We start from the raw sequence: 24,926 nt of genomic DNA on the forward strand, positions 1-24,926 counted from the left end.
GCCGACGGAGCCCTGTCTACCGAAGGCAAGGGGGAGGAAATTCCCGGAGGAAATCAGCGACGCAGGAGCGCCGGAGGGAAATTCCTGCACCGCAGGCCCTGGGAGGAACGACCGGGGCTAGACGGGGTGGAGCGGACGCCTAGAATCCGGAGGACAGCAACCAAAAGACGTCGTAGACAAGACAGGGCCGGGTGCGACGGAGCTCTGCGACGGCGTACCTGGACCCAACAGCCGGCCGCGCCAGCGGACGCCCAAGACCTGGTTGGAGCGCAGCGGAAATCAGGGGCCTTGCTATGGTGGACGGGTCCCGCCGGTTGCAGGTATACCTCCCCGAGCAGCACCTCCTGGCGGACCAATCCGATGAAAAGGGGCAGCGCATGGGGTTACGGAGTCTTTTCAGGAAACGCCCGGCAACTGCTGGCATCACGCCCCCATCTGGCCCTGAGCCACTGACAGCCGAACAGCTTGTGGAACTCGAGGCTGCGTGGGCGGAGCTGACGGCGGCCGCCGAGGCATCGGAAGTAACGAATTTCCATGCCTGCACCCGCAACGGCCGGCCCTGGAACGCGGACCCGGCAGCAGTCCGGGCCGCCGCGGCGACGCTGCGGGAGTTTCCCGCAGCAGACGCCTAGCCGCCGCGGCAGCGCAGGTCCGGTTTCTGAGTTGAGCGAAGCGAACTCAGGGCTTTGGGACGGGTTGTGCCCATTGTGGGCAGGTGGAGCCCTCCGCACAGCTCAGGCTGTCCCCACTGGCGTTCAACCCGTCCTCGCCGCGAGGATCGCGGGCTGTCGTAGCCACCGTCCATACTTAAGTCAGCGTGATCATGCATCAGATGCAATTCGGCATGATTGCGCTTTTTACTGGCGTGTCGATTCGAACATATATTCTAAAGTGGTGGTATGGGACCGGAGCAGGCGGGCAGGCTGCAGGCGCAGTATGCGCGGCGGGCGTCTCCGATTGGGCTGACGGTGGAAGAGCTCGATTTCGAGCACTTCCCGTCTAAAAACGGCTTCCCCGGGATCCCGGTGAAGGCGTGGATCAGGTTTCCGAACTGCGCCGAGCTGGTCGACGGCGAGGTGTACGCCTGGACGGCCAAAGCCGCGGAAGTGACGTGGAAGGACGGTCCGGTGACCTACCGGACCTGGGTGTGGAGTTCGGCGGTCACCCGCCGCGAAGAAATGATGACCAGGAACTTGGGAGAGCGCGTAGACCGTGACAGCAGTAGCGAATGAAACAACCCTGGACGTTGCCGTTGACGTCCGCTTCACCCCGGCCGGCACACCCTTGGCTGTCCGGCACGAGGGCCGGATCTGGGCCGTGGCCGCCGACCCGGTGCACTGGTTCACCCGGGACTCCTGGTGGGACACCCGACGCGCGGCGGCCGTCGGCAGCGGCGACCTCGTGAGCATCGAATACTGGCGGCTGCAGGTCCGTCTCGGCTCGAACTCGACCCTTCGGACTTTCACGCTGCGCCGAAACCCGCTCTCCACCCAGTGGTTGCTGGAAAACATCAGCGACTAGACCGGTAGCGACATTGAACCCCCAACCCATCAGCGATCGTACCTGGGCAGCGATCCGGACCGAGTTCACCCTGCCAACCCTCGCGCAGGTGCGCCGCCGGCTCGCGGAACTGATGGAAGACCCCGAACCCGTCATGCGGCAGCTCGTCCGCGTCTTCATCGACGACGGCACCTTCTGCCCGGGATTCCAGTTCCTCCCCGGCGGACAACTCCAACCAACCGTTACGGCGCTCTTTCAGCGCGCGATGAAACTGCAGATCCCCCACAACTACTTCACCGTCTGGATGGTCACCCCGTCCCGGGACCTGGCCGGCACCAGCCCCGTCGACCTTCTAAAATCCGGCCCCGCTCCCCTGCTGCGCGCGCTGGAATCCTACCGCTGGCGGTAGGGAGTCACTTGACCGAGCCGGTCAGGTGCGTAGCGTTGGCCCATGGGACTCATCTATGACCGTCCGGACCTCGCGGCACTCACACTGACGCGCCTCGCCGCGGAAGAGGCCGAAGGACCCGGCACCATGGAGAGGCGCATGCGTGACTATCTTGGCGACCTCGGCCACCGCAACGGCACCGCTTACCTGGAGCTCGTGGCCATCACCCTCGCCCGGGCGCACTTCAAGTCCCTTGACGATCTGGCCCGGGCCACCGGAGCAGACGCTATGGGGCTTCTCGACGTCGCGGAAATCGAATCGCTGGAAAGCCTCGATTACAGCAACTAGACCGGTGACTTGGGCAAGACTGTCGGTTGACCTTACAACGCCGACAGCAGCCGCCCTGGTCCATGACACCCCAAGTTGCTGCAGGGCGAAGTCCTACACGGCCTTGCCGTTTGAAACCCAATGGGGCGGGATCTAAGTGGCTCCGCGACCTAGCAGGGCAGCTTCACCGCCGTCCTAGTTATTGTCAGGGTTCCCTGACACACTGATGTCACGAAACTCTGGCAGAAAGGCTGGCAATGGGCTGGGTATCAGACGACAACGAACACGAGGGGTGGGCGGCCGCCGTCGCGCCGGATGGACGGCTTTCCGGCTCTTCAACGAGCGAAGGAATGCTAGTGGAGGGCATCACCGGCCACTACAAGCCGGACAGGATGATGCCGGACTACGAAGTAGTCCCGGACAGCGAGATCATCGGCTGGCGCGGGGCCTGCCAATGCGGCTGGCGAGGCGAACTGTGGGAGCGTGTCACGTCGCCGGAGGCCGCGGACTTCAGCCGCCGCCGGGAATACCTTGCCTACGACGAATTCGCACATGCTTCCAACGAAGTCGAAAACGCCATCCACGACGAATGGAAGACTCACCTCGCACCGCTGGAAGCTGTGGCCGGGGTGAAGGCCGCAGCGCGCGAGTACAACCAGGCCGGGCACCGACTGGACAAGACCGTTGCAGCGGCGAAGGCCGCGGGAGCGTCCTGGGCCGACATTGGCCGAGCCGTAGGAATCAGCCGGCAATCCGCCCACGAACGGTGGGCAGACAGGCAGTGAATCCCTGCGCCATCAGTGAACAGACTTGGGAGGCGGTTCGGGCGGAATCCACCCTCCCCCTGGCCGCGGTCCGTACCCGTCTCGCCGGGCTCATTGTTGCCGCTGCCGTGGCAGCGGCAACGGAAAAGATACGCTGATCGGATGACTGATTCACTGTTTGAAATTGACGAGCCAGAAGGTCAAGCGCCGCTACAGCACATGCCCATTACTGATGAGCAAGTTGCTCAGCTACGGGCAGCCTTCGCCGATGCCGGTATCAACGAGCAAAAAGAGCGGAAGGCCGTCATCGAGTCGTGCGTGGTTCGCCCTGTGAACTCTCTTCGGGATCTTCACGCCACAGATGCACATCGCGTGCTTAGCCTCATCCGGCAGCGCAAAGAGGCTCGGCCGAAGATTGTGGGAGGTTCCGCTTGGGACAACAGGGAAGAAGAGACCTGGATAGACAGGCTCTAGACAGCAGGCTCACCACTACACGGGGGTTCCTTCAGGAGGTAGCTGGCGTTGTCTCAGCCAACCCGAAAGACCTCATCAGTCTGACCAGCAACCCCTGACGGGGATCCAGGATGATGTCGCGGCCGTCCGCCCAGGTTTCAAATGTCACGATGTCTGAATGGGCAGCCGGTATGCGGTACAGCCGGTTCATATTTTTCGAATCGCGAAGAATTGCCTGCAGGCTGGGGGTGTCTATATTCTGCTGGCTTTTCAGGAATCCTGCGATGGCTTTGGCCTCAGGTTCGTTGCGCCCGCGTAGGGCGCCGTCGAGCGTGTGAAGACGGCCACCCAATGTCTGAGTAAGGTTTATGGCCGCACCATACTTTGCCGCAGCGGGGTGGAAAATTTGTTCGTTCAATACCCTTTCGAATGCTGCTGCCAGCCCTAGCAACGGGCCTGAATGGTCTGCATTTCCGGGGGCATTGAGTCCGAAGTATTCGGCTGTGACGATCATCGTCTGGGCTTGCTGATCTAGCTGCGGCCAAATGGCGCGCAGCGACGTGGCGGTTGCTTTCCGGGTGGGTGTGAGCGTTGTAGGCGGTATTCTGTCGGCTTCTCGCTGCATTGCGTCAACAGCTACCTCCTGATGAATTGCTGCCCTGAATTCGCCCGCATCGACGGAGTCTTCCGGTCGCGGCGATTTCAAAAGAGACAGGGATCGCTCCCCCAAGCCAGCTGCCTTGACCGCCAGGTGTGCCGCTGCCTCGAAGGGTGTCATAGCGCCAGCTTCGGGGTCTAGTCCGAGCGCGTGGAGCTCGCCGCCATCATCGCTGATGAGAGTGTAATCGGTCGCTTTTCCCGGGCTGTAGTAGAAAATTGCTCCTACCGGAGGCTTTGAGTGCTTTAAGTTACCGAAGTAGCCCAGCAGTTTGTATAGCTCCTCGGTGGGTACTTTCCCTGGCCTGCGCCTCAGCTTTGGGTCGAAGATGGCCAGTCCCCTGCCGGCGACTGTATCCGTTGTAACTGCTAGGTCAGGAAAGCCCTGCAGTTTTCCCGGGCCGGGTTCGAAAGACCACAGCACCCCGCCCTCGGTCAGCGCCGCGAGTGAAGCTTGAAAGTGTAGTTTCAGGCTGCCGGCTCCGATGTTCCATGTGTACATTGGCCCGCGGTGACGCTGGGCAAGACTCTCGGCGGCCATGGCGGGAGCCCCGATGAGCGCTGTGATGGCATCTGCTAGCTTCAGCAAGCACCAGATCTCAAACAATTTGGTGTCAAAGCGCGCATCATAGAAACTCCATTCGCGGTCTCCTACATCGGCAACCGCGGTGCCATTGCGCGTGGCGGCAACCCAGTCAGCCAGTTCCTTGTAGGGTTCGGGAGAAGCGATGTGCCCTGCCTCGAGCCGGGCGTTGACTCGTTCCATCAGGTCTGGAAGCGCCGAACGCCGCCACACGTTCAGCGCGGCTGCGCTGGTTCCTGAAAGAAGCGGTAGGCCAAGACTTCGAGTCAGTCCATCCTGGAGGCGTTGGAGATCCCTAAGCTCCGGCGATTTGGCTGGAAGGAAATTTCGGGGAATGGTTGCCAAATCCCTCCTGATCCAATGCGCTGCGTAGGACGCCAGAACGTTTTCCGGAGTGGCACTCTCACGTTCCACCAAGCGAATTGGGTACCGTCTCGGAACGGCTATCCGCCCTTGTTCTCGGCTGTAACGCGACAAGTCCAGACGACCACGGATTTGCCCTACAGACTCAGCACTCACTTGCGTGTAGCGGAAGGTGGGGCGGGCCGCTATTTCTCCCAGGATCCGCAACAGTCTTTCCGCGGCCGCCAACGAAGCCCGCAGCCTCACGGCCGTCGCCAACTCATCAACGACCATTTCATCGGGCGTTGTGGCAAGTTGTTGGCTGACTTCCAACTCCCAGGTGGGGGCATCAGCGAAGTAGGTCGCCAGCAAAGGCAAGGATGCGTTGATGGCCGCACGACGACCAGCACCTGTAAAGTGGCCGCCCTCGGCTTCTACATCAGCGTCAGCCAGTTCTTCACCGCTCGTCTGCACCATCTGCTCAGTAGCCCGTGCTGGAGGCCATCCGAAGATGCTGCAGTGCATCCTGCGTGCGAGGAAGCGGCTTTGTCTGGAGCCAAGTCTCGGTCGCGTCCAGTTGAACTTTAGTGAGGTTTCCTGCCTGCGGGATGACTCGATCGGCAAGGGCCAGATCAAGGGCGGCAATCAGCGCCGTCTCCTCACTCGGGGCGGTGGGTAGTCTGAGTGCGAGTTGGCGGTAGACATCCACCACTTGCGCCGTGCCCAGCGGCCAGCCTGGGCGTCCGGTGGCTTCGTCTCCGTATCGGAGGGTTGAAAGCAGGTCAATCAAAATGGAAGTAGCATGCGCGACTTTCGGATCAGCGACGAAGGCTTCTGCCTTGAACTCGTCGCCCCCATACGTGTCCTTGTACCACTTCGCCGCGCTGATCCGCGCCTGCTCGAGTTCTGCCACAAGCTGGTCTTTTTGGGGTACTCCGACGTAGACGAATTGGAACCGTCGACTCAGCCCTTGGGAGAACGTGTACACATAGTTGGTGTCTACGGTGTTCATTGTTGCGATGATTCGAAAGCGCTTTGGCAACCAAACCGCGTTTGTCTCTTCAGAGTCTCCGAACCACAGCGGCAGGGGCACGTCGTCTCCCCCGCCGCCCAGAACCGTGTAGAGGGGGCCGATGGCCTTGTCGATTTCGGCCCGGCTGAACTCATCAATGATGAGCCAATGCGCTTGATGGGATTCGCTCTCTTCCGGATCTGCCTGCCGGCTGATCACGGTCGCGCAGTCTAAGGCGGCTCGAGGGACATGCCCCAGCCACGGGACCAGCGTTTCCATCCCACCCTTGGATGTGGGGTGCAGCCCGCCTATGACGTCGTACGTGCTCCAGTCCGCGGTTGCCGTTTCCAGGTGGGCCGTTGCGTTGAAAGTCTCCGCCAGCACGTACGCCAAGGTGGTCTTACCGGTTCCGGGAGGGCCCTGAAGCACAATGTGGCCTCCAAGGAGGGCGATTACACAGCGTTCCAGCAAAGACTCAGCGTCCGGAAGCAACAGGTTTTTGGCTTCAGCGAGTTCCAGTGCTTGAGCCGTCAACTTAGCCACGTTGGCGGACTCCAGGTGCTTTTGTGAAACCTTCTCGGCTGCACGGTAGTTCTCTTCAAACTCATAGAGGTTTACATCATCGGAAAGGCTCACTTTGGGGTTTCCCTCTTTGTCAGGCCGGCCAGGAATGTGGCCTTGTTGGTAGTGGTAATGCGGCCGTAGCGCCGACAAGTGAAGGTCACATTACGACGCGGATTGCGGCCTTCCTTCACTACTGTTGCGACCTTGAGATCCTTAATCTGCCAAAGCGCGCTGTCCAATAGGTCGTTGCCGTCCCGGTTGGCCACAACAAGCAGGTCCTGTCGTCGTAGCCAGGCCGCCGGGGCCGAATTCCAAAGGTCGGCCACCACAGTGGCTTGGTCTCCGTCAACACTGAAGTGAAGTGGTTGAACGGCAGCAGTGCGGGTTTCTCGTTGGTCTGAGATCCACCGCAACAGCTGGTGGACGTCTGAGTAGCGTGCAGCTGCCCGGCCGTCCCAATGAGGATCCTCTACCGCGAACCCGTCCGCAGCAGCCTTGTCCAGTGTTGCCCTCTCGATATGCACGCTGGAGGAACGGCCCGTGGCGCGTTTCGTCCAGCCATCAAAGACTGCGATGACTTGCCGATCTTCGTCCACACCGAAGCCGACCGTCTGACGGCCAGCTTCATAGAGCAAGTCATCTTCGTGAGCGCGCGTCGTTTGGATGCGATAGTTCGTGCCCGATCGGCCTTTGCCTTCGTGCGTGATCTTCCATGCGTAGGCGAGCAACGAAAACCGCCGTTTGCCGCGGGCGATATCAACGCGCGTCGGATTGACACTCCGGCCACCACCGACGCTTTCGCGCGCGGCAACAGTCCATCCTGCTTCGCTGAACTTCTCTAGGACGACATCAAGGGCGCTCACGTTGCATACAGTACAGATAAGCCCAGTCGACGGAGAAACTGCGTCGACTGGGTGGGCGCTTTACCTCAGGTAGTAGTGCCTTTCCCTGTTAGCCAAGTTGGAGTTCAGCAGTTCCTCGAGAGCCTTGAATGACAGGCCCGTGGGTTTGGAGCCATTGGCAATGACGGCCCCAATGGACAGCGAGTACAGGTATTCGAGGCTACGTTGATGGGTGACTTCGTTCTTGTCCCCCTGAGGCAGATTGCTTAGGTGGCGGCGGATAGCGTCCAAGGCGATTTCACCGGCACCGTTGAGGTTCTGCACGTCGCCCTTGGCTCCGGCCGTGAAAGTGATTACGAGGTCGAAGAACGGTACAAGCTCTGCGCCGCTGCGACCCTTGTAGCCCTTCATTGAGCGTTGCTGCTTGTCTAGAACGCTCACATCCGTTTGGACGAGTCCTGCATGGTCAGTGGCCGCGAGCAAGGCGGACCACACCTTGTCATCGGCATTGTGAAAGACCACGCTAGCCCGAGCGCCTGGTGCCAAGACCCTGCGGACTTCTGAGAATGCGTTGGAAAGCAGTTTCTCGTAGTCATCCAGAGACTTGCCGCCTGCAGTTGATGGAAGCGATTTGTTGACAACAATTTCTTCAGTGAGATCTGTGACATCACCCAACCAGGATTCCCAAACGACATTGCAATCGCCGTAAAACAGGTTTGCCCCGAAGGGCGGGTCGGTAAATACGTAGTCGATGCTTGAGCTTGGAAGCCAGGAAAGGTCTGTAGCGGACGATTGGCGGGCGAAAGCACGGTCGGTGTCGTCTGCCAGGTTCTCCAAGGCTGGATGGGTTGAATAGAAGCGGCTGACCTGGGATACCTGATGGCGGAAGATTTCAAAAACGTTGCCCTCAGCGATCAGCTGGGGGATGTAGAGGGTTCCGGTGAGGGGACGTTGGCCGCCGAAAGCGTTATAGCGCCGCATTCTCGTTGAATGCCAGGCGGTGTTGGTAAAGGCGAACTTCAGAGCGGACTGCACTTTTGGGTCCGCTTGTGTGGTGATGTAGTGCCACAACTCGCTGAGCGCGAGTTGGCTGCGGTGATTCCAGAAGTCGGCTACCTGGGTGACGTTTCGGAGATGCAGTGCTGACCGGCGGTACATTTCCCGGTCGGGACCCAACGGAACACTGGGCATCCACCGGGTGACTGGCTGCCGGGCAAGTGAGGCCAGCAGGGTCAGGTCATTTTCGTCCGCGGGTCCTCTTTGAAGCTTGCGGCATGAACCGCAGGCGACAGCTTTTTCCGCAGGTTTACTGGGCACGCCACTAAGACCGGAACGGGTCTGCTCGTTGCCGCATTTTCCGCAGGTAAGAGTACGTGAACTACTGCCACTTTCAGTTTTCTGGTCCCAGACGCGAATGGGTTCTGCGCATTGGGTGCAGGTGTGGACGTCCGTCCAAACTTGGTGGCGCAAGCGCTCCAGACGGCCGCACGTCGGACAATTCGACGCATATAGCGCCGTCTCTGTGGGGGTCAGGGCCGTAGTCAGAGAGACCATGGCTGCCGCGAGGACCGTCGGCGGTACCGGATGGCTGTGGTTATGGGCGAGATGAACAGCGCCAGGGGCAAGATCTGACAGCAGGGCCCGCCGGCCTGTGTTGAGAGCGGCAAGCCCAGTCATCCCCGATCCGCAGAATGGGTCCAGGACCAGGCTGTCGGGTTCGCTGCTCGCCAGGATGAAAGGCTCAATCGCACCGGGCGGAACCTTTGTCGGGTAGGTATGTACCTGGTAAGCGCTGCTTCCCTTAGACGACGAAGTGTCTGTGGGAATGGGCCGTTGCGCAGGCCCTGCGGTGTCCCGAAGCAGGTCCGTGAGGCGGGGTTCCATACTCGCCTCGGCGATGTCGGCGGTCAGGCTCATACTGTTCCTTCAATCTTGATGCTGGCGGGGCTGTGGGATGTCTGCGCACGACTCCATGCGCCCTTTTCGAACAGAAAGTTCTTTGACAAGAGGACCTCCACCTGACCGTATGAGTAACCGGCAAAGGATGCGCCGCGCTCTAACAACAACCTCATGACGAAGGAATGGAGATAGGGCGTGCTTCGCTGCCGTGTAGTAGCGGTCTGAAGGTGGCCAGCAATGGCCTCAAGAACATCTTGCTCAGCAACTGACGCCGTGATGGCTTGCCTTCGTCTGGCCACACCTCCGGCAGTGGAATGGAGATGAAGTACGAGGTCGAAGCTGGACACGCGCTCCTGGTTCGTCATCTGTTTAACGCCTTTGAAGCTTGGCTGGGACTTATCGAAAGCAACCGCCGATTCGAGTGTCAGGTCCGCACTTTCAATGGCGCGTTCGAGGCTGCTCCACACGGCATCGTCGCTGCTATGGAACATAACGCTCGCCCATGCACCCGGCTTGAGGACTCTGGCGATCTCTCCAAAGCTCGCCGCCATCAGTTTTTCGTAGTCGTTAAGAGTCTTGCCGCCGTTCTGCGCCGTCAGGGACGTGGATACGATCGCTTCGTTGGTCGTATCCGTGAAGTCATCAAGCCATGCCTCCCACAGGAAGGAAGCATCAGAGTAATAGATGTTGGCGCCGAAGGGGGGATCGGTGAAGACATAGTCAATGCTTTGGTCCTGCAGGTGGTTGAGGTCTGTGGCAGAAGAACGCGTGACGCTGCACTGGCCCTGGGTCTCACCCACCTTCTTTGCGAGTTGAATGACGGCGCTCAGCTTTCTACGTAGCAGCGAGAAAACGTTGAACTCGTAGGTCATTGATGCGATGTACAGCGTGCCTGAGAGCACGTTTGTAGGCCGCTTGGGGTTCCATTGGTATCGGCGGGAAGCTCGGTTCACGATGGCGGTCGTGGCGAACCGGAGCCCGAGTCGCTCCGGGGAAGCGTTGGCTTGCTTCCAGACGGCGGCCAGGGCGCGGAGGTTGCGATCAGTGAAAAAGTCAGCAGCTGTGGCGATACCCATTTTGCCGTGCTGCCCGCGCCACATTTCACGCCAGCTTTCCAAGGGAGCGGTGGGATACCAGTCAGTGATGTCGCTTCGATGGGCCTGGTGGGCGATTTTCATCTCGACCGGAGTCAATGGCCGCTGCTCACGGCTACGACAGCTCAGGCAGCCGACTGAGACCAGCACAGGAGCACCGGGGCGTATCTCCGTGTCCCCTTTGCGGAAGCTGGCGGAGCAAAGGGGACACACTAGGCTCTTCGAAATCGTCCCGTCTGGCTGCCGCGCGGCATCCCAAAAAAGTACTTCGTGACTGCATCCTGGGCAGACAACGGTATCGGACCAGACGGTGTACTCGATTCGGGCATCACCTGTGCAGCGCCCGCACTTTGTCCCGTAAAGCTCCTGCTCAAGATCTGCCAGATCTGCGAGCAAGGCACGTGCAGCCTCAGCCAGAGCCGCAGGATCATTGGGTACCGTGTAACCCGAAGCTATATGGACGGCCGCGGGCGACAAATCCGACAGCACCCCTTTTCGCCCCGTCAACAGGGACGCAACTCCGGTCATCCCTGAACCGCAAAATGGGTCCAATACTGTGTCGCCGGGGTTGGTGTAGTGCTCGATGACCGGAACGATACCCTCGGGCGGAACCTTCGTGTGATAGCTGTGTGCCCTGTAGAAGATTGAACCCTTCGCACCGACGATCTCCCGCCTGTACGGCTCGGTTACGGCGCCGCTCACTTCTTGCTGCCCTTCGCGCCGAAGCGGACAACGAAGACGACGCCCAGGGCGTCAGCAATCCTGGTTAGATTGGCCATGGTAATTTCGTGCTCTCCACTCTCCCAGCGGGCAACAATCGACTGAGTAGACCCCATGCGAGTCGCAAGCTGATGCTGGGTCAACCCTGCGTTCTCGCGATTCAGGCGAACCATCGCAGCGATTTCAGAGGGAGTGGGACCGCATTCGGTGGGCGATTCCGGGGCTTTGTCTTGAAGGATGTGCACAGCTCCTATGCTATGAGCTGATCGAGTGCCCCTCGAAATCGACACGCCACGCATTTGGTCCCGCCTCTTTGAGACTTTCGCCTCATATGGCCGGGGGCAGCCGCCGCAGGGAAAGCTCCAAAGCCTCGCCAAAAGGCAAGTCCGGGTGGCTTCGTGCTGTATGGCGTTGCCACCTGGACGGATGTCGAGGCTGATCGCTCACCGACCATATTGTGCTGCCGGAGTCATGCAACTCTTGTCGCAGCCACGCGATCTGGGCCCGGAAATGAGCACGCACTTCCCCGACCGGCTCTTGGCATCCATAAGCCAGCAGCGCGTCCCCACCAGCTGCTAGACGCTCGGCAATATCCGAGCGCGCCGATAGCCAGAGGTCAAAGTCCTTCCCAATTGTGTTGACCTCCAGAACACTCTTTGTGGGGACCGGAAAGAGATTCGCAATCACCACCTCGTGATGGCCAAGCAGCTTAGCGGCAAGGGCGACACGGGCGATGGTTCGGGCACCAGAAGACAGCGGAGGGTTGAACAGCACAGCCGTGAATCCTTTGGATGCCATAAGGGCGGCCATTCATCGGCCTCTCTATGTCGTTGGTCGCGGCCAGCTGCATGCTCTTGCAGAGAAGCAGCTGCGTCGCCGCCGGCCTATTGGGACATCCAAGAATAACGGAAGCGGAACTGGGGCGAGAGAGCCAGTCGGTCGGCAGTCTCTAAAGTCAGGTCGTCTTCGAGCCAACGTCTTACTGGTCAGCATGCGAGGCCAGCGAGATGTGCGGCAATGGCCTTGTATTTGGGACAGTGATAGGACCCAATGAGCCGGGCGGCATTGCGCAAGGATTCCGCGGCATCCACCGACAATGGTCCAGGTCCCAGGGACATTACCCAAAGCATGATTCCCGCAACATATCGCTCCCAAAAAACGTCCAGATGCAACTGGCACGAGAGAAAGAGCGGTGGTGTGGGCGGACAGCCAAGGGTGTTGGTCCTCGACAAGACAACAGGAACTAGGTCCATTGCTTCAGCACCGCAGCCCACATGGCTGCAGGGAAGTCCAGCCGGTGAAGCGTTCATTTTTTCCTCCTGAAGATTCGGTCGTGTCCCTTGGTTCTCTCATATTCGGGGCCGAGCTTGTGGGACCGGGTGCGAGTTTGGTGCGACCTTCGTCTGTCAGCGTTCGGAGCTGCGTCGTCCGGTCCGTCCTGCCCACCTCCCGAGTAGGGTGGCGCCATGACGACCTTGAAAGTTGGCGGCGCCACGATTGATTTCAAGTCGGCGTTGGCCCGTGCCAAGAACTACCTGGTGGACAGCCCAGAAACCTCCGCTTATCCGGCCTATGACGGCTACCCCGGCTCCGACACACCAGAAGTTGCCCAGCAGGATCTACTCGCCATAGTGCTGCTCAACGTCTCCAATAACCCGGTTCCCGTCTATAACGGGCTTCAAGCCCTGCTCCCGCGCATCAACGAGAAACTGCAGGACCCATCGCTTCACGGCGACCTCGCAACGGCTGGCCCTGAAACCATCGAGGGCCTTGTTAACCTCTTTGGGGTATTGGAGGAGCAGCCGACCAAGTACGTCCGGCTGACCACGCTCTCCAAGGTGTTGCACCGTAAGCGGCCAGAGCTAATTCCGTTGTTCGATGACAACATCTACTACTGCTATACGAAATGTGCGGGTGCGCCGGTCCCAGAGGAAGTGGGCAGGAGCCGGGCCGGCTATCGGCGGGCCTGGTTGTCAGCTTTGCAGGCGGACCTGTTGGCACATATGCAGCAGTGGCAGGAAATAGCACTGATAGCCCCTGGCCCCAAGATCACCCCGGTGCGAGCTCTGGACATTATCGGCTGGGAACTCGGAAAGCGACCGTAGAACGAGCCCCGGAGAGTATGGCGATGGCCAGGGAAGATCAGAACCGCGTACTCGACCTCATTGAACATGTCATCGGCGCTAACCTGCGACGGGAGGTGTGTCCCTCCTGGCTAAAGAGGCCAGGTAGGACTGAGTGCGGGCAGGAATGGCAGACAGTAAAAAGCATTTACCGGCTACTGACCGGATCAGAGCTTCCCGATGAGATGCCGGTTCGTGAACGACGGCGACTGGATGCCGTCTGGATCGGCCCCTCAGGCAGGCAGCGGGTCATAGAGTACGACGAGGGCCAGCATTTCAACCGTTTCAGGGAGGAGACGATCAAGAATTACCCTGACACGCTTCAACTCGCCTACGACAAAGCATCTTGGACGATCCGCTGTGCAACGCATGAACAGATCCGAGGCGGCGGCTTCAGCAAACCACGGCCTCCGCTGTTCCCCATGGAAGGGGGACGCAACTACCAACGAGCGTTCCGGGACATGCTGGCCGATGTGCTCCCACCTGCGCATGGCTGGGACCCCACACTGCGCATTGGACATTTCGAGGTCGGATCCTGGTTATACAACCGCGACGCCGAAGATCGAATGAAAATCCTGCTAGAAGCAAAGTTGATCTGAGGATGTTCTTGATTCATCAGGCATAGAGACTTGCCAGCACTCCGCCCAGGACCAAGCGGAATTCCAGGGGATGCTCCGCAAAGGGTTCCAGATCCCGGACTCCTTCGGTGAGTACCGACCAGAAGACGACGTCCGTGCCGCACTTTCGCGGTCGCCGAATGAACCACGCGTAACCACGCGGCATCGCAGGAATACTGGCTGCAGCCAAGTAGGCATCAATACCATCCTCGAGCGATTCGAGGTCTGCATCGCTGAGGGCGCTAGGTTGGTGCACGGCGGCCCCGTTGGCCAGTATGAGAATCTCAGTGTGCCGCTCCCCCGCTGTGGCGGGCTCTCTGCAGGTGTTCATCGGGCCGGCGGCCCACGCCACCAAGGCTCCCCAACCGTTCGCTGGTATCTCGACCCATCCCTCCGGCTCCGGCCGTTGCCGCACCTGTGTCCAAGATTGTTCGATCATTCCCTCAGTTTGCCGTTGCGCGCAAACCATTCAGGAGACCGCCACGCAGCCTTTGCCATCAGTCCGGAACACCAAGCCCTAGCAGAACAAGCCACCGTCGAGGTGTCCGCACGATGCTGCTGGCATCTCTTTTCATCCCTCCGCTTAGCGCATCATAAAGTCGGACGTCGCCCGTAGCGTCAGCTGATGGCTTGCCAGCCAGCTGGGGAGACAACCAGCTGAACGGGCTGGTTACCCTGGTCAGCCATCTCCACCCGATTTTCGACGAGAGCTACGGCGAACCTAGTGGTCAGCAGCCAGGGATCCGCGGTCTTTTGCCGCAGGTCGCTAGAGTATTCCTTTGTGTCAGATGAGCGTCTTCCGTTCGGGAAGCAGATCAGCCCAAACCAGATCAACCTACGCCAAGCGCTGGGACTGGTCCGAGACAACCCTCGCAACAGGGAGGCCTTGCATCGCGCGATCGGGGACACCTTCTTCACCGATCGTGATGACCGCCGAACTTTCGGCATGAACGCATTCCTAGCGATGCGTTCCTATGGCTTAGTGACTGGGGATAAGGAGTACGCGCTCACTGCGCTTGGTGAGGATCTGCTCAAAACCCAAGGTGAGACAGCGTTCCACGAGCGGCTGGGCCAGCACATTCTCCTGAACCTCCACGGTCTGCAGGTCGTCGAAGCAGTCCATTCACTTCAGTCCCGTGGAGTCAATGTCAAGGTTGAGACTGTCGCCCAAGAGCTCACCACCGTCGGCATCGGCTCGGGAGGTGACAGCGGAGAGAACATCAACCCACTGCGCCTCTTGCTGGAGCGTGCGGGGGTTTTCATCGCTGGCAAGGGCCTTTGGACGATCGACTCGGCCGTAGTGAAGAAGCTCACGGGCGCCTCCACGGCCGAGATATCCGAGATTGTGGATCTCACCAAGCCGCAGCAAGCATTCCTGCGCGCGCTGGCCACCTACACCGACGAGGAATCACCGATGGCCTCTAAGGTGCGTTCCCTCGCGGAGGGGCAGGCCCCCGCTATCAGGTTCGACACCAAGACCTTCGCTGAGCGCGTGGTTAAGAGCCTCGCCGAGGATGGCTGGATCGAGGTCGAGAAGGCCACCGGCGGCCGTGGTGCAAAGTCAAGTCGCGTCACACCTACCGAGAAGTTCCGGAAGACCATCAGCGAACCGCTCATGAACACGGTGCTGGAGCAGACTCACTTCCCCGACCCTGCTTCGCTCCGCCGTCCACTCAGGGATCTACTCACGGTCGTCAACGACGTGAAGAACGAAACCAACCACGCACGCGGCCTCGCTCTGGAGGGCGTATGCATCCAGGTCATACGAATGATCGGGGCGCGCTTCCTCGACTGGCGTCTCCGTGGCAAGGAAACTTCTGGTGCAGAAGTCGATTTGGTGGCCGAGACGTCCAACGACCCCTACCTGCTGATCCAACTGCAGAGTAAGGCCTCGGCAATCAATGGCCGCGAGATTATTGACCGGGAGGTCGGCGTAGCTCAGTCGCTCAAGAGCAACGTCATTCTCTTCGTTTCCGCGAAAAATGTCGGTAAGGCCGCGCGGCGCGCGGCGGCTGTCTACATGCAGGAGACAAGCCTCGCGGTGCTGTTCCTGGATGAAACCGATCTCAGCGGCGGCGCTGCTGCGGTCGCAGCAGGAATTGCGCGCGAATGGGACCATGTGCGCCAGATCAAGGGTAAGCGTGGGCAGGAACGGACACGGGCAATGACCGAGTAGAGGTTCTACGCTGCCTAGTCGGAGAGAACTGCTTATGTCGTTTGGTAAATTTTCCACTTTGGCCGTTCGGAACGTTGCCCGAGCCGGTAGTCGAGGCACCTCAGCGACGTACCCCTAGTTTGTGACCGGCCCTGCGCAGGTCTTGAAAGCTGAACGGCTTAGCACGCCAAGAATACGACTCGGCATGAAACGCCAGACGATGCGGGTACGGTGTTCCAATTCCTAGACGCTGAAGCAGACATTGCCAGTTTCAGACGTGGGCCACCGGGCGCCCAGAAGACGTTGCGGAGATGGATAATGAGCGTCTATGGACCCGGACACAGAAGATTTTCTTACCCCCCTCCCAGGACAGGAATGGGCCTACCGACTTCGTGACGAATCGCCCTCCGAAAGAGTGCAAGTTCTGGCGTTGCACCAAGAGGCGCGTAGGTTTCGGGTTGAGATCCGTCACCTGGATGGGAAAGCTTCCGGCAAGGAAGAAAATGTGCCTCGTGGACGGCTCAAGGTGCCATGGAACGAGGTTGCCGAGTACGACACCACCATGGATGGGTGGAGTCGTCTGAAAGCAGAGTCCATCGACAAGAACGAGTCCTCAGCCATGTGGGCAGCTCTTGAGCTAGTCATCCCTTCGGAAGTTGCCGAGCTATTTGTCGCTCCCGTCGACGATGCCCTGGTTGTCCACGATCAACCGGCACTTGAAACACTTACAGGCCAGCCCCTGTCCGCTTTCCAGGCCAAGCATTCCTGGATCGGTTACGACGGGAAGCCATGCCTTTCACCCCTCGCCTCCCTGTCTGTAGTGGAGATGGCCTGTCGCAAGAATCCAACTCCGGTTCTGGATCTGGTCATGGCAGAAGAGGCCGACGTTCGGGAAAAATCCAAGCGAGGCGGCACGACTGAGGACTGGGAAACCCGGAAACCAGTAGAAACCTCGCCCCGGTACGAATACGAGTTCTACGTCCGCTGGAAGAAACCCGTGCATGAGCTTCTCCGCCAGTGGTGCGGATATCGTTCCGTAACCGCACACGAGCGGCTCTTGGCAGCCGAGGCGGAGGTCAATCGTCTGGACGTCCTCCTGGCCTGGTCCGTCGACTGCATTCGCCGGACCAACGAGAGCACTGCCGAAGCAATTGAAAAAGAGCACGAGGAGGACCGCATCACCCCATACAACCTCCGCCCCGTTCCCCAACGCCCACTGGAGCCCCATGAAATTCCCGTCATTCAGGTTCCCAGCCGCCGGCGCTGGCCCCGCTGAGGCCCGACAGCGCTGGCCCCAGTCACACCCAGATGTGCCGCTTGGTAGAAGAGGCACCATCTCGCTGGATTTGCCACACTATGCATGCCTTTTCTGGCACAAACAGAAATAGTATGCACCCCCGAGCGATGGACCAACGCTGCCTCCAGTAATGTTTTGACGGCACCTCCTTGACCGTCAGGGAAGCGACTGTACTGAGCACTTTTAGGAGCGTTCCATGTATCACCCGCCGGATCGGCTTGATCGCCAGTACTTCAAGCCCCTGTGGGACATGATGCGGGAGCGCGCCGCCATTATGGCCAAAGACGGCAGCAGTTGGGAGGACCGTCGGCGCGACATCGCGGCATGGGCGTCAAAGATGACTGACGGGTTGTATCCCCGGCCGGCCCACATGCCTCCTAAGCCAAAAGAGCCTGGGTTTTTCGGATCTAGTAAGAAATACCGGCAAGACCTTTTGCGGTACTACGAAACGCACGATCCGCAGTTTTTCGCGCGCCGAGACGTAAACGAGTGGCTAAATGAGTGTTCAGAACAACTATTCGGAGATGCCCGTTGGGAGCTCAGCCGGCCTGCCGCAAGCGTGCCAGTAGCATCCGCGACCGTTGACCGAGGCGATTTATTGTGGGAACCGCAGGGAGGTAGGCCTGAACCGATGACTGTGTGCTCTCCCCGGCAGGCAGAGTTCCTCGCGAAGGCTTGGATGCAGTACCTTGGCGCCACCGGATGCAAAGTTTCTCAGGCAACGCGAGACGGCGGAATTGACGTGGACAGCGAGCATTTCGTGGGAGAAGTGAAGCACCATGCCGAACCGGTCTCCCCTGGAATCGTCCGCCAAATCGTTGGGGTTGCCTCCATCGAAGGCAAGATCCCCCTGGTCTTCTCTCTGAGCGGGTACTCAGAGGCGGCGCTGGACGTAGGCCGGAGGGCCGGGGCTGCGCTCTTCACCTACAGCTTCGAGCAAGGAACGCTCAGCGCCCTTTCCCCCCAGGGGGAAAGGGCGCTGAAGCTGGGTCTGCTGAGCCTCATCGTCTAGGACTCCTGGCGGCACACCATGCCGCAGGGCACTGCAGGCTCGAATCCTCGACACAGATTATTCAGGACTGAAAGCTAGCTGCTTAAGGTGGCGTGGCGTCTCAGTTCCTAGGAAGTGGAACGCCCGGGGCTGGTTCTTCGAAGAGTTGCGACACGCCACGACATTTCGTTCCAAAACTATCTTCTTTTTGACGTCCCGCGCGGAGCGTGCAGGATAAGTATCGGTACAGTGAATCCATGGAAATTGGGTATGCCCGCGTCTCGACCGCGAAACAGGACCTCGACCGGCAGATCGACGCACTACGCGGCGAGGGCATTCCTGCCCGGCGCATCTACGTGGACAAGAAGTCCGGATCCACCACAAACCGGCCCGGACTTCATGAAGCACTCGACCAGGCCCGCGATGGGGACGTGATCGTTGTGCATACCCTGGATCGGCTGGGCCGCACTGTCCGGGACACTCTGAACCTCATCCACGACCTGGCAGGCCGCGGTGTCGGAGTCCGGAACCTGGCTGACCCGATCCGGGTTGATTCCGCCAATCCAGAAGATCCCATGTCGCAGTTGGCAGTTGTGATGCTCGCACTCTTCGGCCAAATGGAGCGAACCTACGCGATCGAACGCGCAGCCCACGCGCGTGCCGTTGCTGCTGCTAAAGGCAAAAGGATCGGCCGGCCCAGCGTGATCGATCCAGCGAAGCTTGCCTACGCAGCACACCTTCGCGACCAGGAAAATCAGTCCATCTCCGAGATCGTCGAAGCCACCGGTATCACCCGCTCCAGCCTCTACCGTTACCTGCCACCCCGTCCACCAGAGACGCTGACCGCCGAGAACCAGGAGAACGTCTAAGGAGCCCAGCGTTGGTGGCGGACCGTGCACGCGATAATGACGGCATGAGTGAATCACGAATGCCTCTCTTCTGATGGTCAGACCCAAACCGGAGCTCGTTGAGTGGACGTGCCGAGGCTGCGGGCTCACCATTCAGAGCCACCTCCGTAACCGGCTCTACTGCTCCAGGGACTGTTCACTTCTGTACCGTTCCACGAGGGCGTCCTCTAAGTGCCCGCTTTGCCGGGACGGCGACCCCGACAGGATCTGGTTCTGGCCGACGTACGATCTGCGCGCGGAAGCCGAGCAACGCGAATTAGCATTCGCTGAAGCACACGAGCGCTGCCGCCGTGCTGAGATGGATAACGCCGGGCGGCCGACAGAATGCCAGTGCTTCGAATGCGCCCGGGCTCGGGGCGAAGACCCGCAGCAGCGCTCAACCGGTTCACGCGGACACACTCGGAAGGTCACGGTCGAATTTCGGAGAAATCGAGACCACATCCTCGAGCGCGCTGGCTGGATCTGCGAGATCTGCCAGCTCCCCATTGACCGCGATGCTCACCCACTCCACGACCGAGCCCCTTCGGTCGACCACATCATCCCTGTCCGCGAGGGCGGCAGCGACGACTTCGACAACCTCCGAGCCACACACCGATGGTGCAACATCAGGCGAGAACACCCGTACGACGGTTACGACCAACAAATCTTGGAAGATGCCCGCACCCGATTCCTAGGCCCCGAAGGAGCCAGACGGGACTGAGGTTCCCAACGGACAAGCTTGCGATCGGCCATGTGTTGGCGGGGCCACCAGTGCCCGCACCGATGATCGGAAGGATTCACTAGGTACACAGAGACCGAGCGATCGCAGAATGCCGCCACCCAGCGTTGGATCCCACAATCGCTTAGGCATGAGCATCCTCGTAGGCTTTCCTGATGACCCGGCTAATGCTTCCGCGGGATCGGGGGCTGTACCCGTTGGCGGTGGCCCACTCCCGGATCTTATGAGTCTCTTCCGGGCCAGTCGATCCGGTCGTACCGCTCCGGCTCCCTGAGCCTCGGCCAACGCGACGGCCCTGGTACCTAAACGGTGCCATTGCCGCGCGCAGTTCGGACGCATTCGCAGCCGTCAGATCGATTTCATAGTCGGCGCCGTCAAGGGAAAACCGGAGGGTTTCCTGGGCATCCTCACCGGAAATATCATCGATCAGCTGGACATGTACTCTGCGGGCCATTGGATCCTTTTCGTGGTGGGTCATGTTGCCGACTCCCCAACCGACAACAGCATTACCTCTATCGTCTTTAAACGCTAGCCATGGCCCGCGGAATCGTATTGTCAGCCTTAGGCATCCGCTGCAGAAGGTCAATGTTCATAGAGCCTCCCCTAGCAGCCGGCCGTATAGTTCAGCTGTCTTTGAGCTTCCGGCCCCCGGGAAGATTCTCACCCCAGGACGGGTACATCGAACCCTCGTTGTGCTCGGCTTCTCGGCGGGCCGTCTCTGCTTCGATGGCTTTCGCCACGAAGTGGCTCCAAGTGTTATCCCCTTCGGCGTAGCTGGTCGCCCGGTATGCGGCCCGCGCCCGGTTCCGCAGCGCGGCGGGGATACTCACCGTCATATTCGCTGTTTCGGCTTCTTTGGGCTCCGCCTTCTTCGACGTCTCCGGCCGGTGCCCCGGGAGCATCCGTGCCAGCGGCGCCTCGGCGGCCGGCGCTGCCGTACGCCGCGGGGGCAATCCGAGTGCGGGGCGGCTGGGTGTCAGTTCGGCGCTCACGCGTTGACCTCCTGGGACTCTGCAACGGCAATCCGACGCGTCACTTCCATGGCGACTGCGTGGAGATCCTCAGCCACGCTGGAAGCCGACTTCGGCCCAGCATTGCCGCCCTTCGCTTCACCGCGCAGGACCTCCCACCATTTCGGTCCCTTACTGAGCTCCCGCTCGAGCTCATGGGCCAGCAAACCACGCTCACGGCACGCCTGGGCCGTGGCCTCCGCATGGCGGATGCTCATCGGGAACAGCACTTCGTCCGTGCCAAAATCAGCGGTGAGGTGGTCGCGGGTGACCTTGTGTACCTGCTTGGAATTCGTACCGGTACCAACCAGGACGACGCCCAATAGGTCCAGAGAAGGATTTAGGCCGACGACGCTGTCCATGCGCGCCGCGACAGCGGCGACACCCTTACGGCTGGACATGTCTGTCTTCAGCGGTACCAGTGCGTAGCGGGCGGCAGCTACCGCGGCAGCCTGCAGGGGCTCGTTTCCTGGCGGGCAATCCAACAGCACCAGATCGTACTCCCCCGCGACGCCGGCAAGCAGTTTGGCCAGGGCCAGCTGCGCAGCGTCACGATCCTTCTGGGCTTTGGCTCCAAGGAAAGCCGCGGCATCGTCGAGATGGGGGCCGCCGGCGATGACATCAAGGTTGGGTCGGACGCCGGTCAGCAGGTCGGGTTCTCCCCCGAAACACAGCGAAGCCGCCAGACTTCTGCCGCCGTCACCTTGGTCGGCGTAGCCGAGGTCCTCGGCGAGGTTTCCTTGAGGGTCAAGATCCACGAGGAGCACACGCGATCCGCCCTCGGCGAGGAGTCCACCTACGTTAGCCACCAGGCTGGTCTTGAAGACCCCGCCTTTGCCGTTGATTACCGCGATAACGCGGCCTAGGGCACCGCGGTCCAGATCGTGTTTCATCAAATCCCCTTCCAAAGTGATCCAAGCGTAGCCAGCAACACTGGCTTTACTTGTGAAGCTGGTTTCCGTGTCTTCGCTTTTTTCACTTGTGAAACCAGTAAAAAAGGTAAATACAAGTTGACTTGGTTTGCTGGTTTCACTTGCTTCACAAGTGAAACCAGCAACTCTCCGAGTATCCGGGCTGACGTAACACTCCCCCGCAAAACTGGCTTTACTTGTGAAGCTGGTTTCCATGACTTCGCTTTTTTCACTTGTGAAACAAGTGAAGCCAGCACATACGTCCTGGCTTTGTGCTGGTTCCCGTCGTCTGCCCGCGGCGAAGCGTTATGCCACCCGCCAAAGTGTCCCGACCAAGTCCAGTTCGTTTTCGGAGGGAGGGATCCAGTAAAGGTCAGAGTCGGGGTCTTCCACTTCGTGTTCTGCAAGTTCAGGTACTAGATGCCTGTCCAGCCAGGCGTGCCAGGCTGCGCGTTGCTTTCGATGGCGGCTGATCTGCTCTGCGGCGTCGTCCAGTGCCCCGAGCCGGCGCGCTAGTGCCGTCAAGCTTGTCCCGGCTGTAATGGTCCAGTGCCCGTGCCGGCGTTCGATCATGTTGTAGCTGCTCATGGCGCCCAGAGCTGTTTCGACGGCCGTGCGACTGAGTCCTGTAGACCGAACGATTGCTGCTGTGGTGGGGGAGAGGCGTCCGCGTTCGATGGATTCGTAGACGAGGGCTGCGACGTCGCCCAGGGCGCGGAAGACGGGGCGGATGCCATGGATTTTTCCGCTGCGCCAGGAGAGTTCCCGTGCGAGTTGTTCAAAGTGCGGGGGGAGTTGGATCACGTAGGCGTCGGCGTTTCGGCCGCGGGCATCGGAGACTTTGGTCAGGATGCCGTCTGAGGCTTCTTGCAGCAGGGGGAGGAGTCTGGCGATGGTGCCGTGGTGTTTGCCCATTGCAGTGGCGAAGGTACGGCAACCCACGTCCAACAGATCGGTTTCCATGGTTCGCATGTAGCCGAGCACTGCACGCAGCAGCAGGCGCAGGCTTAGGCCATCGCGTCCGCGTTCTTTCAGTCTGTGGTCCAGAACAGCGTAGAGGACATTTTCAAGATCGTTCACGAGCTGGTGTAGGGCAGCTTTACTGCTGGTTCTGCTGGCCCCCCCTGTGGGTTCTGGGAGGCTTGTGTCGTTAATACGGGTAGTCTTTCTGTCTGCTGGCTGGGTTCCCCGTTTTTGGATCCAGCGGCAGGCCTCGGCCCACTCTGCGTAGATGAGGCGTTCCTGCCGGTCGGTGCTGGTGTAGAGGGCTGCGAGGCCGGGGAACTGGCCGCCCAGCTCGCGGCGGACCTGGTCCAGGGTCCAGCCACAGGAGGCGAAGTGGTTCAGGACGGCCATGCGGGCCTCTGAAGGGCTGGCGTACTTGGCCGTGTCGTACAGCCCTGTACGGGCCAGCACCCGTAAGGGGGACTGGATACCGGCGAAGGGAATGGGGGGAATACCGTGCGCCGTCGCGGCGGCGGCCATCTTGGCGGTGCGGTCTTTCAGCTCGTGGGCGCGCTGGAGCTCGGGCGCCAGAGCCCGCCGGAGCGCGGTGACAGCGCTGGCGGGATTACGGCGGCGCAGGATGTCGTATGCAGTGGCCAGGGGAGTGGTGAGGATCTGGTGACCGCCGGATTTATGCGCGGAACCTGGAACCCGGATACAGCCATCAGTGATGTTCTGGTGCGGACTTGGATCGAGACTCGGAGCCAGGAGGGTCATTGCTTCGACAAGTTTCCGGACTTCCGGGCCGCTCATTCTTTCTGCGAGCGGGATGTAGAGATGGCGTCCGCCGCTCGGGGAGACGTCCGCGACGTAGCGGATACCGCAGCTTTCCAAGAGGTTCACAAGCCGTTGGGCGTCATCATCGACGACTCCCTGCAGCGCTTTAGAGGTGTCCAGGTCAAGGCAGAGAGTAGCCACGGAGCCATCTGCACCATGAATGAGGACAGCCGCCGGCCGTGCCGGCAACGTCGCAGTGATCCGGGGCGGGTTCTGCGGCCGCGGGTACTGGAAGCGACCGCCGATCCAGCGTCCCAAGCGGTAAGTAGATGCGCCGGCGATTAATGGGGCAAGTGCCCATGTCATTTCGGGCGTGACTTGACGCGCCGACTGTAGTGCGTCGGATGTTGACGACACGGCCGCTACAGGTACCATAGACAACAGCTAGTCCCTTCGGGGTATAGCAAATGGAGCGCCCCTCACGGGGAGCTTGATAAGTTCAGATCGCTGATCCGCCAAGATGTGGATCTGAACGTCATACTTTTTGAAGGCCCGCGAAAGCGGGCCTTCAGTTTTTAACTGGCCTTAGCGATAGGCAGGGCCTCCTGGCCAGAGATGCTGTCGAAGTCGATGGTCTTTAGGAAGTCGATCACCAAGCGAGCAACAACATCGCTCTTGGAGTCGCCGGTAATGTCCGAGAAAGCTTGCAGCTTCTGGGCATCAGCAGCCTGCATCCGCACGGTGATGTTCCGGCGGTCTCCCTTGAAGGGCTGTGGCATGGCGTCCTCATTCCTTGGTTTTCCATGGACATTCTCCATGGAACCGGAATCAGGTTCCCTTAAGTGGGATGTCGCTGCCGTGTCGCACCAATCTCCGGGCAGTCGTTCCCGCAGGTCGACCGCGCTATTCCCGTGCGGGCCAGGGTCCGCGACTGGGGTGCAAGACATTGATGGCGACATGGTTCCAATATGCCACAAAATCAAGAAATTTTAGTTATGGATCAAACTGCCGCCCCGAGACTAGCGCTTCCAGGCCCGCCGAACGATGGCTTCGACCTCGGCAGCATCGGCCGAGGAGCCGCCGCCGGCGTTCAAGGCGCCACGGAATAGGTTTCTGGTTGCCAGGAGTGATCGGAAGTACTGTCCGCGACGGTCGATTCGTCGAGCCTGCACGCCAAGGAACTTAGCTGCCTCCCGTCGATTCATCCCGGAGACGATGCAGATTTTCACCGCTTCGAAGATGACCCTGTAGGCGGCCTCGTTTTCCTTGTGGACCTTGGCGAGGACGCGTTTGACGGCTAGTTGGGCGTCTTGCGGCGTGGCATTCATG

The 24,926-nt window shown here is 60.2% G+C and carries 28 protein-coding genes; 14 read left to right on the forward strand and 14 right to left on the reverse strand.

What is annotated here, in order from left to right; translation table 11 throughout:
- Positions 1–467: 467 nt before the first annotated feature.
- The 7 genes from ARTB_RS19980 (at position 468) to ARTB_RS20010 (ending at position 3,453) form a co-directional block, all read left to right on the forward strand.
- Positions 468–632 carry a hypothetical protein gene (locus tag ARTB_RS19980; protein ID WP_243182059.1) on the forward strand — a complete coding sequence of 55 codons (165 nt, stop codon included), beginning with the start codon at positions 468–470 and terminating at the stop codon, positions 630–632.
- A gap of 267 nt (positions 633–899) precedes the next feature.
- A complete protein-coding gene (locus tag ARTB_RS19985; protein ID WP_243182060.1) occupies positions 900–1,232 on the forward strand; it encodes a hypothetical protein in 333 nt (110 codons plus the stop codon).
- Positions 1,213–1,521, forward strand: a complete 309-nt coding sequence (locus ARTB_RS19990) for a hypothetical protein (protein WP_243182061.1) — start codon at positions 1,213–1,215, stop codon at positions 1,519–1,521. Before ARTB_RS19985 ends, ARTB_RS19990 begins: the two co-directional genes overlap by 20 nt.
- Before the next feature lie 13 nt (positions 1,522–1,534).
- Complete coding sequence (locus ARTB_RS19995) at positions 1,535–1,909, forward strand: hypothetical protein (protein ID WP_243182062.1); 375 nt, start codon at positions 1,535–1,537, stop codon at positions 1,907–1,909.
- A gap of 42 nt (positions 1,910–1,951) precedes the next feature.
- Entirely contained in the window at positions 1,952–2,236 is a 285-nt protein-coding gene (locus ARTB_RS20000; protein WP_243182063.1) for a hypothetical protein, read from the forward strand.
- Positions 2,237–2,472: 236 nt separating this feature from the next.
- A complete protein-coding gene (locus tag ARTB_RS20005; RefSeq protein WP_243182064.1) occupies positions 2,473–3,000 on the forward strand; it encodes a hypothetical protein in 528 nt (175 codons plus the stop codon).
- A gap of 141 nt (positions 3,001–3,141) precedes the next feature.
- Positions 3,142–3,453, forward strand: a complete 312-nt coding sequence (locus tag ARTB_RS20010; protein ID WP_243182065.1) for a hypothetical protein — start codon at positions 3,142–3,144, stop codon at positions 3,451–3,453.
- A gap of 31 nt (positions 3,454–3,484) precedes the next feature.
- Here ARTB_RS20010 and ARTB_RS20015 read toward each other — a convergent pair whose 3' ends face one another.
- Genes ARTB_RS20015 through ARTB_RS20045 form a run of 7 tightly spaced genes read right to left on the reverse strand, consistent with a single transcriptional unit; the run spans position 3,485 to position 11,919 of the window.
- Positions 3,485–5,491: a hypothetical protein gene (locus ARTB_RS20015; protein ID WP_243182066.1), complete on the reverse strand. Its 2,007-nt coding sequence runs from the start codon at positions 5,489–5,491 to the stop codon at positions 3,485–3,487.
- Between the two features lie 4 nt (positions 5,492–5,495).
- Positions 5,496–6,662: an AAA family ATPase gene (locus tag ARTB_RS20020; protein ID WP_243182067.1), complete on the reverse strand. Its 1,167-nt coding sequence runs from the start codon at positions 6,660–6,662 to the stop codon at positions 5,496–5,498.
- Positions 6,659–7,453, reverse strand: a complete 795-nt coding sequence (locus ARTB_RS20025; protein ID WP_243182068.1) for a hypothetical protein — start codon at positions 7,451–7,453, stop codon at positions 6,659–6,661. The genes ARTB_RS20020 and ARTB_RS20025 overlap by 4 nt, the downstream gene beginning before the upstream one ends.
- 60 nt (positions 7,454–7,513) lie before the next feature.
- Positions 7,514–9,349: a DNA methyltransferase gene (locus ARTB_RS20030; RefSeq protein WP_243182069.1), complete on the reverse strand. Its 1,836-nt coding sequence runs from the start codon at positions 9,347–9,349 to the stop codon at positions 7,514–7,516.
- A complete protein-coding gene (locus ARTB_RS20035; RefSeq protein WP_243182070.1) occupies positions 9,346–11,127 on the reverse strand; it encodes a DNA methyltransferase in 1,782 nt (593 codons plus the stop codon). Before ARTB_RS20035 ends, ARTB_RS20030 begins: the two co-directional genes overlap by 4 nt.
- Positions 11,124–11,444 carry a helix-turn-helix domain-containing protein gene (locus ARTB_RS21815; RefSeq protein ID WP_308197260.1) on the reverse strand — a complete coding sequence of 107 codons (321 nt, stop codon included), beginning with the start codon at positions 11,442–11,444 and terminating at the stop codon, positions 11,124–11,126. The genes ARTB_RS20035 and ARTB_RS21815 overlap by 4 nt, the downstream gene beginning before the upstream one ends.
- 28 nt (positions 11,445–11,472) lie before the next feature.
- Positions 11,473–11,919, reverse strand: a complete 447-nt coding sequence (locus tag ARTB_RS20045; protein WP_243182071.1) for a DUF1643 domain-containing protein — start codon at positions 11,917–11,919, stop codon at positions 11,473–11,475.
- A 692-nt stretch (positions 11,920–12,611) separates the two neighbouring features.
- Here ARTB_RS20045 and ARTB_RS20050 point away from each other — a divergent pair.
- Complete coding sequence (locus ARTB_RS20050; RefSeq protein ID WP_243182072.1) at positions 12,612–13,250, forward strand: DUF6308 family protein; 639 nt, start codon at positions 12,612–12,614, stop codon at positions 13,248–13,250.
- A 23-nt stretch (positions 13,251–13,273) separates the two neighbouring features.
- Entirely contained in the window at positions 13,274–13,867 is a 594-nt protein-coding gene (locus ARTB_RS20055; RefSeq protein ID WP_243182073.1) for a hypothetical protein, read from the forward strand.
- Positions 13,868–13,883: 16 nt separating this feature from the next.
- Here ARTB_RS20055 and ARTB_RS21885 read toward each other — a convergent pair whose 3' ends face one another.
- Positions 13,884–14,354 carry a DUF5956 family protein gene (locus ARTB_RS21885; RefSeq protein ID WP_368859401.1) on the reverse strand — a complete coding sequence of 157 codons (471 nt, stop codon included), beginning with the start codon at positions 14,352–14,354 and terminating at the stop codon, positions 13,884–13,886.
- A 312-nt stretch (positions 14,355–14,666) separates the two neighbouring features.
- Here ARTB_RS21885 and ARTB_RS20060 point away from each other — a divergent pair, with 312 nt between their 5' ends.
- From ARTB_RS20060 to ARTB_RS21890, 5 genes are all read left to right on the forward strand, one after another.
- Positions 14,667–16,061 (forward strand): hypothetical protein, encoded by a 1,395-nt coding sequence (locus ARTB_RS20060; RefSeq protein WP_243182074.1) that lies wholly within the window; start codon positions 14,667–14,669, stop codon positions 16,059–16,061.
- Positions 16,062–16,368: 307 nt separating this feature from the next.
- A complete protein-coding gene (locus ARTB_RS20065; RefSeq protein WP_243182075.1) occupies positions 16,369–17,316 on the forward strand; it encodes a hypothetical protein in 948 nt (315 codons plus the stop codon).
- A gap of 763 nt (positions 17,317–18,079) precedes the next feature.
- Positions 18,080–18,349 carry a restriction endonuclease gene (locus tag ARTB_RS20070; RefSeq protein ID WP_368859402.1) on the forward strand — a complete coding sequence of 90 codons (270 nt, stop codon included), beginning with the start codon at positions 18,080–18,082 and terminating at the stop codon, positions 18,347–18,349.
- 236 nt (positions 18,350–18,585) lie between these two features.
- Positions 18,586–19,197, forward strand: coding sequence for a recombinase family protein (locus tag ARTB_RS20075; RefSeq protein WP_243182076.1), 612 nt, complete (start codon positions 18,586–18,588; stop codon positions 19,195–19,197).
- A 337-nt stretch (positions 19,198–19,534) separates the two neighbouring features.
- On the forward strand, positions 19,535–19,936 hold the full coding sequence (locus tag ARTB_RS21890; RefSeq protein WP_368859403.1) for an HNH endonuclease: 402 nt from the start codon (positions 19,535–19,537) through the stop codon (positions 19,934–19,936).
- A gap of 142 nt (positions 19,937–20,078) precedes the next feature.
- Here the strand turns inward: ARTB_RS21890 and ARTB_RS20085 are convergent, their stop codons facing one another.
- The 6 genes from ARTB_RS20085 to ARTB_RS20110 all read right to left on the reverse strand — a co-directional run bounded on the left by ARTB_RS20085 (position 20,079) and on the right by ARTB_RS20110 (position 24,925).
- Positions 20,079–20,432, reverse strand: a complete 354-nt coding sequence (locus ARTB_RS20085) for a histone-like nucleoid-structuring protein Lsr2 (protein ID WP_308197261.1) — start codon at positions 20,430–20,432, stop codon at positions 20,079–20,081.
- Positions 20,433–20,577: 145 nt separating this feature from the next.
- Entirely contained in the window at positions 20,578–20,946 is a 369-nt protein-coding gene (locus tag ARTB_RS21820) for a ParB family protein (protein WP_243182078.1), read from the reverse strand.
- On the reverse strand, positions 20,943–22,091 hold the full coding sequence (locus ARTB_RS20095) for a ParA family protein (protein ID WP_243182079.1): 1,149 nt from the start codon (positions 22,089–22,091) through the stop codon (positions 20,943–20,945). Before ARTB_RS20095 ends, ARTB_RS21820 begins: the two co-directional genes overlap by 4 nt.
- A gap of 90 nt (positions 22,092–22,181) precedes the next feature.
- Positions 22,182–23,798 (reverse strand): hypothetical protein, encoded by a 1,617-nt coding sequence (locus tag ARTB_RS20100; RefSeq protein WP_243182080.1) that lies wholly within the window; start codon positions 23,796–23,798, stop codon positions 22,182–22,184.
- 374 nt (positions 23,799–24,172) lie between these two features.
- A complete protein-coding gene (locus tag ARTB_RS20105) occupies positions 24,173–24,376 on the reverse strand; it encodes a hypothetical protein (RefSeq protein WP_243182081.1) in 204 nt (67 codons plus the stop codon).
- Between the two features lie 240 nt (positions 24,377–24,616).
- Positions 24,617–24,925, reverse strand: a complete 309-nt coding sequence (locus ARTB_RS20110; RefSeq protein ID WP_243182082.1) for a hypothetical protein — start codon at positions 24,923–24,925, stop codon at positions 24,617–24,619.
- Position 24,926 lies beyond the last annotated feature (1 nt).

Origin of the sequence: Arthrobacter humicola, from assembly GCF_022803015.1 — a bacterium.
GTDB lineage: Bacteria > Actinomycetota > Actinomycetes > Actinomycetales > Micrococcaceae > Arthrobacter > Arthrobacter humicola_A.

Bases quoted from the DNA above. Each gene is read 5' to 3' on its own strand.
- ARTB_RS20010 (WP_243182065.1), top strand. From the start codon at position 3,142: ATGACTGATTCACTGTTTGAAATTGACGAGCCAGAAGGTCAAGCGCCG.
- ARTB_RS20110 (WP_243182082.1), bottom strand. From the start codon at position 24,925: ATGAATGCCACGCCGCAAGACGCCCAACTAGCCGTCAAACGCGTCCTC.
- ARTB_RS20000 (WP_243182063.1), top strand. From the start codon at position 1,952: ATGGGACTCATCTATGACCGTCCGGACCTCGCGGCACTCACACTGACG.
- ARTB_RS20030 (WP_243182069.1), bottom strand. From the start codon at position 9,349: ATGAGCCTGACCGCCGACATCGCCGAGGCGAGTATGGAACCCCGCCTC.
- ARTB_RS20105 (WP_243182081.1), bottom strand. From the start codon at position 24,376: ATGCCACAGCCCTTCAAGGGAGACCGCCGGAACATCACCGTGCGGATG.
- ARTB_RS21815 (WP_308197260.1), bottom strand. From the start codon at position 11,444: ATGCGTGGCGTGTCGATTTCGAGGGGCACTCGATCAGCTCATAGCATA.
- ARTB_RS20015 (WP_243182066.1), bottom strand. From the start codon at position 5,491: ATGGTGCAGACGAGCGGTGAAGAACTGGCTGACGCTGATGTAGAAGCC.
- ARTB_RS20005 (WP_243182064.1), top strand. From the start codon at position 2,473: ATGGGCTGGGTATCAGACGACAACGAACACGAGGGGTGGGCGGCCGCC.
- ARTB_RS20095 (WP_243182079.1), bottom strand. From the start codon at position 22,091: ATGGAAACCAGCTTCACAAGTAAAGCCAGTTTTGCGGGGGAGTGTTAC.
- ARTB_RS20065 (WP_243182075.1), top strand. From the start codon at position 16,369: ATGGACCCGGACACAGAAGATTTTCTTACCCCCCTCCCAGGACAGGAA.
- ARTB_RS20075 (WP_243182076.1), top strand. From the start codon at position 18,586: ATGGAAATTGGGTATGCCCGCGTCTCGACCGCGAAACAGGACCTCGAC.
- ARTB_RS21885 (WP_368859401.1), bottom strand. From the start codon at position 14,354: ATGGTTTGCGCGCAACGGCAAACTGAGGGAATGATCGAACAATCTTGG.
- ARTB_RS20050 (WP_243182072.1), top strand. From the start codon at position 12,612: ATGACGACCTTGAAAGTTGGCGGCGCCACGATTGATTTCAAGTCGGCG.
- ARTB_RS20055 (WP_243182073.1), top strand. From the start codon at position 13,274: ATGGCCAGGGAAGATCAGAACCGCGTACTCGACCTCATTGAACATGTC.
- ARTB_RS19985 (WP_243182060.1), top strand. From the start codon at position 900: ATGGGACCGGAGCAGGCGGGCAGGCTGCAGGCGCAGTATGCGCGGCGG.
- ARTB_RS21890 (WP_368859403.1), top strand. From the start codon at position 19,535: ATGGATAACGCCGGGCGGCCGACAGAATGCCAGTGCTTCGAATGCGCC.
- ARTB_RS20085 (WP_308197261.1), bottom strand. From the start codon at position 20,432: ATGACCCACCACGAAAAGGATCCAATGGCCCGCAGAGTACATGTCCAG.